The organism is Fusibacter tunisiensis, assembly GCF_016908355.1.
Taxonomy (GTDB): domain Bacteria; phylum Bacillota; class Clostridia; order Peptostreptococcales; family Acidaminobacteraceae; genus Fusibacter_D; species Fusibacter_D tunisiensis.
The window spans coordinates 75,005-83,247 of the sequence record NZ_JAFBDT010000008.1 but is presented as its reverse complement, the minus strand read 5'-3'; the positions used below and the strand labels follow the sequence as shown (position 1 = coordinate 83,247).

General features: G+C 37.8%; 8 protein-coding genes. 3 read left to right on the top strand and 5 right to left on the bottom strand.

All coding sequences use genetic code 11. The features are described from left to right. Positions 1-494 precede the first annotated feature (494 nt). Positions 495-1,139 (top strand): YczE/YyaS/YitT family protein, encoded by a 645-nt coding sequence (locus tag JOC49_RS06885; RefSeq protein WP_204663739.1) that lies wholly within the window; start codon positions 495-497, stop codon positions 1,137-1,139. On the opposite strand, the gene JOC49_RS06880 is transcribed toward JOC49_RS06885, so the two are convergent. From JOC49_RS06880 to JOC49_RS06865, 4 genes are read right to left on the bottom strand one after another with little or no spacing between them, the layout of a single operon-like run. Further along, positions 1,136-2,056: a dihydroorotate dehydrogenase gene (locus tag JOC49_RS06880; RefSeq protein WP_204663737.1), complete on the bottom strand. Its 921-nt coding sequence runs from the start codon at positions 2,054-2,056 to the stop codon at positions 1,136-1,138. The genes JOC49_RS06885 and JOC49_RS06880 overlap by 4 nt on opposite strands. Further along, entirely contained in the window at positions 2,049-2,807 is a 759-nt protein-coding gene (locus JOC49_RS06875) for a dihydroorotate dehydrogenase electron transfer subunit (RefSeq protein WP_204663735.1), read from the bottom strand. The genes JOC49_RS06880 and JOC49_RS06875 overlap by 8 nt, the downstream gene beginning before the upstream one ends. Positions 2,808-2,815: 8 nt before the next feature. Then, entirely contained in the window at positions 2,816-3,751 is a 936-nt protein-coding gene (gene pyrF, locus JOC49_RS06870; protein WP_204663733.1) for an orotidine-5'-phosphate decarboxylase, read from the bottom strand. After that, positions 3,741-4,994, bottom strand: coding sequence for a dihydroorotase (locus JOC49_RS06865; protein WP_204663731.1), 1,254 nt, complete (start codon positions 4,992-4,994; stop codon positions 3,741-3,743). Before JOC49_RS06865 ends, pyrF begins: the two co-directional genes overlap by 11 nt. 336 nt (positions 4,995-5,330) lie before the next feature. On the opposite strand from JOC49_RS06865, the gene pyrB reads away from it, so the two are divergent. Together pyrB and JOC49_RS06855 are read left to right on the top strand one after the other, a co-directional pair. After that, the gene (gene pyrB, locus JOC49_RS06860; RefSeq protein ID WP_204663729.1) at positions 5,331-6,260 is read left to right on the top strand and encodes an aspartate carbamoyltransferase; all 930 of its coding nucleotides are present in this window, start codon (positions 5,331-5,333) and stop codon (positions 6,258-6,260) included. Further along, complete coding sequence (locus tag JOC49_RS06855; protein WP_204663728.1) at positions 6,247-6,675, top strand: aspartate carbamoyltransferase regulatory subunit; 429 nt, start codon at positions 6,247-6,249, stop codon at positions 6,673-6,675. The genes pyrB and JOC49_RS06855 overlap by 14 nt, the downstream gene beginning before the upstream one ends. Before the next feature lie 55 nt (positions 6,676-6,730). Here the strand turns inward: JOC49_RS06855 and JOC49_RS06850 are convergent, their stop codons facing one another. Then, complete coding sequence (locus tag JOC49_RS06850) at positions 6,731-8,149, bottom strand: sodium-dependent transporter (protein ID WP_204663726.1); 1,419 nt, start codon at positions 8,147-8,149, stop codon at positions 6,731-6,733. Positions 8,150-8,243 lie beyond the last annotated feature (94 nt).

The window sequence follows — 8,243 nt, the reverse complement described above, 5'->3', positions numbered from 1 at the left end:
GTGTTAGGCACGCCGCCAGCGTTCATCCTGAGCCAGGATCAAACTCTTAATTAAAAGTTTTGACTCATTTTGTTGCTAACTTTGTTTTGGTTTCTTTCGAAACCCGTTATCACTTTTCTTTTGAAGTTTCCCTCAACTGAATTGCGTTTGGTTTTTTTCATTTAAGCTGTTCAATTTTCAAGGTTCTCTTTTAAAAACACAATCGCCTCATATGTGTTGCGGCGACTCATTTATAATACCACCATTCATTTTCAATGTCAAGATGTTTTACACGTCTTAACCAAACTTTTTTCACATCATTTTTACAAGAAGTTTACTTGGAAACGTATGGTGCTTTAAGATAATAACACCCTCACTTTAACAAGTCAACCCTTAAAAAACAAAAAAGAGTATTCAGAATTTTAACAAAATACTCGATATTTTTCTCTATATAATGAAGCGTTTTTATGTTATGTTATATTTAGTCACTCGAAACATATTGTTAGGAGGCTTACTTGAACACACAATTAATTAAAGCGTCTATACTGAAACTTCCAAAACTAGTGTTGGGATTTACAGTCATCGCTATCGGTATAAATTTTTCACTTTACGCTGATTTGGGAACCAACCCATGGGGTACATTTCACCAAGGCATTTCCAGAATATCCCCTATCTCATTCGGACAAGCAACACAATTGACAGGACTTATAATAATTCTTTTATCCTTACTGATTAAAATATATCCTGGAATTGGAACGATCTTAAACATGCTCTTAATTGGTATAATTGTAGATTTATTGGATAAAACTGGACTTTTTTTTGTGCCAGAACTTCTCGTGACCAAACTTGCCTTCTTATTTATTGGCATGTTCTTATTTAACTATGGCGTTTATATCTACCTAAGTTGTGGCCTCGGAGCAGGCCCTAGAGATGGACTTCTCGTTGGCTTGGTAAAATACACAGGAAAAAGCGTCAGTGTAATTCGTCCGATTATAGAAGTTACTGTCGTCTTAGTTGGTATTTTCTTAGGAGGCTCTTATGGTATCGGGACAATCGTAAACGCTTTCGGTGGTGGATACGTTTTAAATGTAATCTTTAATTATCATCGATTTAACCCTAAAACCGTTAAGCAAATGGTCATAACAGAGCTGGTCCATTAAGTGTCTAAATTACCAATAAGTTCATTAATGTCCTGTATATTATATTGATTCATGTATGATTCAATCCCCTTTTTTATAGTCAAGGGAGCTTCAGGGTTATAGAAATTTGCCGTCCCAATTGCGACCGCGTGAGCACCTGCAAGTATAAATTCTATTGCATCTTCATAAGTTGATATACCACCCATTCCAATTACCGGTATATTGACTGATTTCACAGCATCGTATGTCATCTTAAGTGCCATTGGTTTAATTGCAGGGCCAGAAACGCCACCAATTCCTCTTTTTAAAAAAGGTTTTCTGTTATGAATATCAATGGCCATACCAGAAAATGTATTTACCAAAGATAAGCAATCTGCCCCAGACTTCTCCGCCGCAAGCGCTATGGGTTTAATGTCTGTTACATTTGGAGACAATTTAACAATTAGGTGTTTTCCAGTAGCTGCTCTAACACATGTCACGACGCGAGCCACCATTTCTGAATCCGTACCAAATGCAAGCCCCCCATTTTTTACATTCGGACATGAAATATTTAGTTCAATCGAATCCACATCTTCTTGATCCAATATGCGTGCCATTTCACAGTATTCTTCAATTGTATTTCCATTTATATTTGCGATTATTTTAAGGTCAAATTGTCTTAAAAAAGGGATTTCATTTTCTATAAAAGATTTAACGCCAGGATTTTGAAGTCCTACAGAATTAATTAATCCCATAGGGGTTTCAACCAATCGTCTGCCTTCGTTTCCCTTCCTTTCTTCTTTTGTCAACCCCTTTACTGCAATTCCACCCAACTCATTTAAATCAATGAGTTCAGCGTACTCTCGACCAAATCCATAAGTACCAGAAGCTGTTATAATTGGGTTTTTAAGCGTCAATCCATTCAAGTCCACTTCCATTGTTTTTTTAAGATTAGACATCAAAGATCACCTCACTTGCCCAAAACATAGGCCCATCTTTACATACTTTTGAATGCTTGAATCCAAACGCTCCCTCTTTTGTCTTACACGTGCACCCTAAACAAGCGCCAATGCCACACGCCATTTTTTCTTCAAGCAATAACTGAGCTGGCACTTCATACTTTTCTGATAACTTAGCAACTTCAGCCATCATTTTTTTAGGCCCGCATGCATAGATCATCTCTATCTCGTTTAACCTAAGTACCAAGTCAGCCAACGACGTGACATAACCATTTTCATATTTATTACTCGTTTCAGAGACAATTCCTAAAAAATCTGAAATGGAATCAAACACCTCTTCCATTACGGGTTCCCCTCTAAAACCAAGAGTACTGTATATTTTAGATTGATTTTCCTTGCACTTTTTTGCTATGGGAAGTAAAGGAGCAACGCCAATTCCACCACCTATAAGGAGAACATTGTGCGCTTTTGTTACCTCAAATCCATGCCCTAAAGGTCCCATAATCTGAATTTCAGGTAAATCAATTAATGATTTTGTCCCTTCACCAACTTCTCTAATTGTAAATACAATTTGTGTGCTGGTAAAATCACTTACAGAAATAGGCCTTTTTAGCAAGTAAGCGTTTGCAGTCAACATGAAGAACTGTCCTGGTTGAATATGCGCAAGTTCTTTTGGTCTTTCAACACGTACTTCAAAGATATCTTCTGATAATGCTTTGCTACAAATTACCTTAACTACCCCTAAAAACATATGTCCTCCTATTTGGCTACCCGTTCAAGTTCTAACACTATGGATGCTTTCATTTCATTTGCTGCTTTTTTTGCAGCAATTTGATAATTTTCTCCGGTTTTGCGGTAGGCATATAATATCCCGCGTGAATTGTTAATCAAAGCGCCCAACCCATTTGAATCAAATGCTTCTACAACATCTTTTGCACCTCCGCCTTGTGCACCATAACCAGGTACTAAAAAAATTGAATTTGGCATTTTTTCCCTAAGCCGTTTCAATTCTTCAGGGTATGTTGCACCCACAACCGCTCCAACCGATGAATAACCACTGTTCCCTGTTGTCTTGATACTCCATCCATGAACCCAATCTGCAATCCGCTCATATATTCTTGTGTTTCCTACAAATAAATCTTGTAGTTCTCCTGAAGATGGGTTGGAAGTTTTAACCAGAACAAACACACCTTTATCATGCGTTTGACATTGATTAAGAAATGGGGCAATACAATCAGATCCCAAGTAGGGGTTAATGGTTACAAAATCAGAATCAAATGCCTTTAAACTTCGATTCCCAATTGTAGTTTCACCCAAATGTGCAATCGCGTATGCTTCCGAAGTAGAACCAATATCACCTCGCTTAATATCCCCAATTACAATTCCACCAACCTCTTTTACATATTGACATGTCTTGTAATAAGCTTCTATGCCCTCTATTCCATATTGTTCATAGAATGCAATCTGTGGTTTAAACACAAAGGCAGATTCCATTACAGCATCTATAATCCCCTTGTTAAAGTGAAGAATACTTTCAGCAACAGCTTTAAACGTTTCACCATATGCCTTTAAATTTTCATGTTTAATTGCTTCTGGGATTAAATCCCATCTGGGGTCTAAGCCAACAACTATCGGACTTTTTTCTTTTATTATTCTTGCGTTCAAATGATCAATTAGCATATTTTCACCTCTCATAAACAGTACTCCCTCTATAGAGTGTTTGCACAACAATACCATGTACGTCCATACCAGTAAATGGCGTATTTTTCCCTTTAGACACGAATGTATCGGGGTTGATTTTATAAGATGCTTCCAGGTCAATGACAGCAAAATTTGCATAATAACCTTTCTGGAGCGATCCAATTTTTCTCAATCTGGCAATTTCAGCAGGCTTGGACGTCATCATTTCAATAAGATGTATCAATGGCAATTTTTCTTTAACAACTAATGTTTCATAGGCCACTGAAAACGCTGTTTCTGCCCCACTAATACCGTAGGCAGCTTCTTGGTAACTTTTGTTCTTACTTTCAAAATCATGTGGCGCATGGTCTGTCGCAATAATATCGGCAACCCCCTCTTTGATTCCCTGAATAATGGCCCTTCTATGATCTTCTGACCGTATTGGTGGATTAACCTTTGCCATTGGATGCTTGACGTCTACGATTATGTCATTTAGAGCCATATGATGTGGTGTAACCTCACAAGTCACTCGAACACCTTTTTCTTTCGCCAACTTTATAGCTTGTAAGGACTCTCTGCCACTGACATGTGCAATATGTAACCGGCCGTTTTCTGAATCACACAATTCAATGTCTCTTATTACAATATCTGTCTCAGCCTCTAAAGGGTAGATCTCATCTGTATACGTTGACGTTATTGTGTGGTCTTCACAATGCGAAATTATCAAAGCATCTTTCTCATATGAATTTTTAAATGCGACCCTCATAATCTCCGGGTTCATTGGCGTTTTACCATCATCTGACAAGGCCATGGCACCATTATCCAACAAACGCTTGTGATCGGTTGCTATATTTCCTTCAATGGCATGGGTAATGGCTGTTATAGGTAGGACGTCTATACAAGCATCTTTTTTTATTATTTGTTTTAAGCGCTCTAGGGTCTCTACGGAATCAATAACAGGCATTGTATTCGGCATACATGCTACCGTTGTAAAGCCGCCTTTGGCACAAGCATAAGACCCTGTTTTCATGGTTTCCTTGTAGGTTTGTCCTGGCTCTCTTAAATGCACATGAAGATCAACAAAACCAGGGACTACTGTCAATTCAGACAAGTCAATATGTACACCTTTATTAACTTCTGAAAGAGTTCCACTCGGCATAATATCGGTAATCCATTCACCTTCTACTACAATGTCATAATACCCTTCAATCCCAGTTTTAGGTTCTACAACATAACCACCAGTATAGATTTTTTTCATGTTTTTCCTCCCACAAAAAAACGCCTTGGCACCCGCCAAGACGTAAAAGAACGCACTGATTCACAGTTCTTTGCCTTGCAGGTCTCTCGTACCTGATTAAAGGCTGTTAATTTTCTTAAATCTATCATAGCAATTCTTGAGTGTCAAGCAGTTTTTTATTGACCATCTTTCTGCACTATGTTATGATTACTCCGACAAGTGAATACCTTTAATTTGACCCGAGAGGTTGAAAAGGAATAAAATTAGTTGATGTATTCAACACTAACCTTTGCTGCTTGGCGAAGGTTTTTTTATTTCTTACTTTAAACTGATTCAGAGAGATCACAAGGAGGAAAAATGAGACACTTAGTAGAACCAGAAGATTTATCACTTGAAGAAATTCAAGAATTGGTGGACACAGGCCTAAAAATTTACCAATCACCCCAAGCCTATTCAGAAATCTGTAAAGGCAAAATTTTGGCATCTCTATTCTTTGAACCAAGCACGAGAACTAAATTTAGTTTTGACAGTGCTATGATGCGTATGGGCGGTAATGTAATTGGTTTCTCAGACGCGGATACAACGTCCGCTAAAAAAGGGGAGAGTTTGGCCGACACCATACGCGTAATGAATTACTATGCGGATATTGTGGTTATGCGTCACCCCAAAGAAGGTGCACCTAAAGTTGCAGCTAACTATTCAAAAATACCTATTATCAATGGCGGTGATGGGGGACACCAACATCCAACTCAAACACTAACGGATCTTATCACAATTAAGCGATTTAAAGGCCAAATTACAGGGCACACAATGGCTTTCTGTGGAGATTTAAAATATGGCAGAACCGTGCATTCACTGATTCGAACAATGGCAAGATTTGGTACGAAAAGATTCTATCTTGTTTCACCGGAAGAATTAAAACTACCCTCTGCTTTAAAACGTCAACTGACTGAAAAGTACACTGTTGATTTCATTGAGTCCCCTTACATGGAAGATGTTATCAGCGAAGTAGATGTGTTTTATATGACACGCATCCAAAAAGAACGCTTTTTTAATGAGGCCGATTATTTGAAGTTAAAAAACTCTTTTAAATTAACACGCGACAAACTCAAAAATGCAAAAAAAGATATGATTATAATGCATCCCCTTCCACGAGTCAACGAAATTGCCTATGACGTGGATGATGATCCTAGAGCGGTGTATTTTGAACAATCTGAAATGGGTGTGTATGTGCGTATGGCATTAATGGCAAAACTTTTGGAGGTGGGTCCCTATGTTAGAGGTTAATGGTATTAAAAATGGCGTTGTTATTGATCACATTCCAGCTGGAAAAGGGTTAAAAGTTTTTAGCCTTCTATTTTCAGATATGGAAGATCCCATGGTCCTACTTATGAATGTTAAAAGTAATGTACTTGGTAAGAAAGATATCATAAAAATTGAAAATGTGTCTTCAGTTAACTTGGAGCTTTTAGGACTAATCAGCCAAAGCATTACGGTTAACTACATTGTCAATGATGCTTTAACACGAAAAGTACACGTTAAAATACCTGAAACCATTACAGGAGGGCTTAAATGCAGTAACCCGAGATGTATCACGCATTCTGATGATTATGCCATTCCCACTTTCAAACTTTTGTCTTCAAATGGCAAAGCCGAATATGAATGTAATTATTGCGAAGAAATCACGGTATATAGATTATAAAAAAGAGGCCAAGCATATTTGCTTGGCCTTAGACATTTATAAAATGTCGTTAATCCTATAATTTTTTTGAAACCAGAACCAAAACTGCAATTACGGCTAAGCCGAACAGCATTAGACCAGTTTCTGTAATAGATATAATTCCCGCTACAGCAATAATAGCTACAGCAAATGGAATTACATATTTCACCAAATTGTACCAAACATTGAAAAGTCCAAATTTAACAGTCCCGCTATTTGTAAGTTCATCCTGTAAGTCTTCTTTCTTAACAACCCATCCAACAAATATTGCAAGAAGCATACCGCCAATTGCCAAGAAAATTTTATCAGTCAAAATATCTAAGAAATCAAAGAAGATAACACCTAGAATTTTTACATCCCCTAAAACACCCATAGACAAGGAAGCGAAAATTCCGAAAATACCCATGATGACAACTGTTAAAATAACCGCTGGCTTTCTCTCCATATTTTTTTGATCAATAAGGTATGATACAACAACTTCAAGCAATGATACTGAAGACGTTAAAGCTGCCACTGTTAAGGCAACAAAGAACACGGCCGAAAAAAGATAGCCCAGTGCACCCATTTGAGCAAAAATAGTAGGAACAACTACAAATACAAGTCCAGGTCCTGCAGCTGGTTCCATATTAAATGCAAATAGTGCTGGGAAGATTGCAATACCTGCAAGAATCGCAACAGCAGTATCCAACGTTGTGACGATTAAAGCATTTTGTGGTAAATTTTCTTTTTTACTTAAGTAACTTCCGTATGTGATCATACACCCCATACCTAAACTTAGTGAGAAGAATGCTTGTCCCAGTGCAGCTAAAAATGTCTCTCCTGTTACCTTTGAAAAATCTGGTTTAAAGAGGAATTCTAAACCAGCTCCTGCACCCTCAAGCGTAACGCTTCTAATGGCTAAAAAGATAAAGAGTACAAATAATGTTGGCATTAATATCTTGCCTGCTTTTTCAATTCCGCCTGAAATCCCTTTAATAACAATTACAACATTGGCCAAAAGGAAAAGAATAAACCAGAAGAGGGGCTCAATTGGTGCTGAGATAAATGCGCCAAATGAATCGCCTACTGCCGAGGCATTGCTTAATAGCCCAGTGAAAGTTTTTACCACATATGCCATCGCCCAGCCCCCTACTACAGGATAAAAGCCCATAATAAAGAATGCTGAGATTACACCAAGCACACCGGCAAAGGTCCATCTGTTTGAGTATTTCTTAAAGGCACCCACTGCTGCCAACTGGGTTCTTCTACCTACGGCGAGTTCTGCAGTCATAACACTTAATCCAATAACAAAAACGAATACCAAATAAATAATAATAAATGCGCTACCACCATTTTCTCCAGTTGTGTACGGAAATCTCCAGATGTTCCCCAGGCCTACAGCAGATCCAGCTGCTGCCATGACAAAGCCTAACCGAGATCCCCAATTGTCTCTTTGCTTACCATTTAAATTTTCCATAAGCACCTTCCTTCTTTAGTTTTATAGTCAGTTATCAAAAAAAATTATAAGGCTAACAAATTTTTAGTAGCCTTATAAATTTTAATAAATTGTA

Bases quoted from the DNA above. Each gene is read 5' to 3' on its own strand.
- JOC49_RS06880 (WP_204663737.1), bottom strand. From the start codon at position 2,056: ATGTCTAATCTTAAAAAAACAATGGAAGTGGACTTGAATGGATTGACG.
- JOC49_RS06875 (WP_204663735.1), bottom strand. From the start codon at position 2,807: ATGTTTTTAGGGGTAGTTAAGGTAATTTGTAGCAAAGCATTATCAGAA.
- pyrF (WP_204663733.1), bottom strand. From the start codon at position 3,751: ATGAGAGGTGAAAATATGCTAATTGATCATTTGAACGCAAGAATAATA.
- JOC49_RS06865 (WP_204663731.1), bottom strand. From the start codon at position 4,994: ATGAAAAAAATCTATACTGGTGGTTATGTTGTAGAACCTAAAACTGGG.
- pyrB (WP_204663729.1), top strand. From the start codon at position 5,331: ATGAGACACTTAGTAGAACCAGAAGATTTATCACTTGAAGAAATTCAA.
- JOC49_RS06855 (WP_204663728.1), top strand. From the start codon at position 6,247: ATGTTAGAGGTTAATGGTATTAAAAATGGCGTTGTTATTGATCACATT.
- JOC49_RS06850 (WP_204663726.1), bottom strand. From the start codon at position 8,149: ATGGAAAATTTAAATGGTAAGCAAAGAGACAATTGGGGATCTCGGTTA.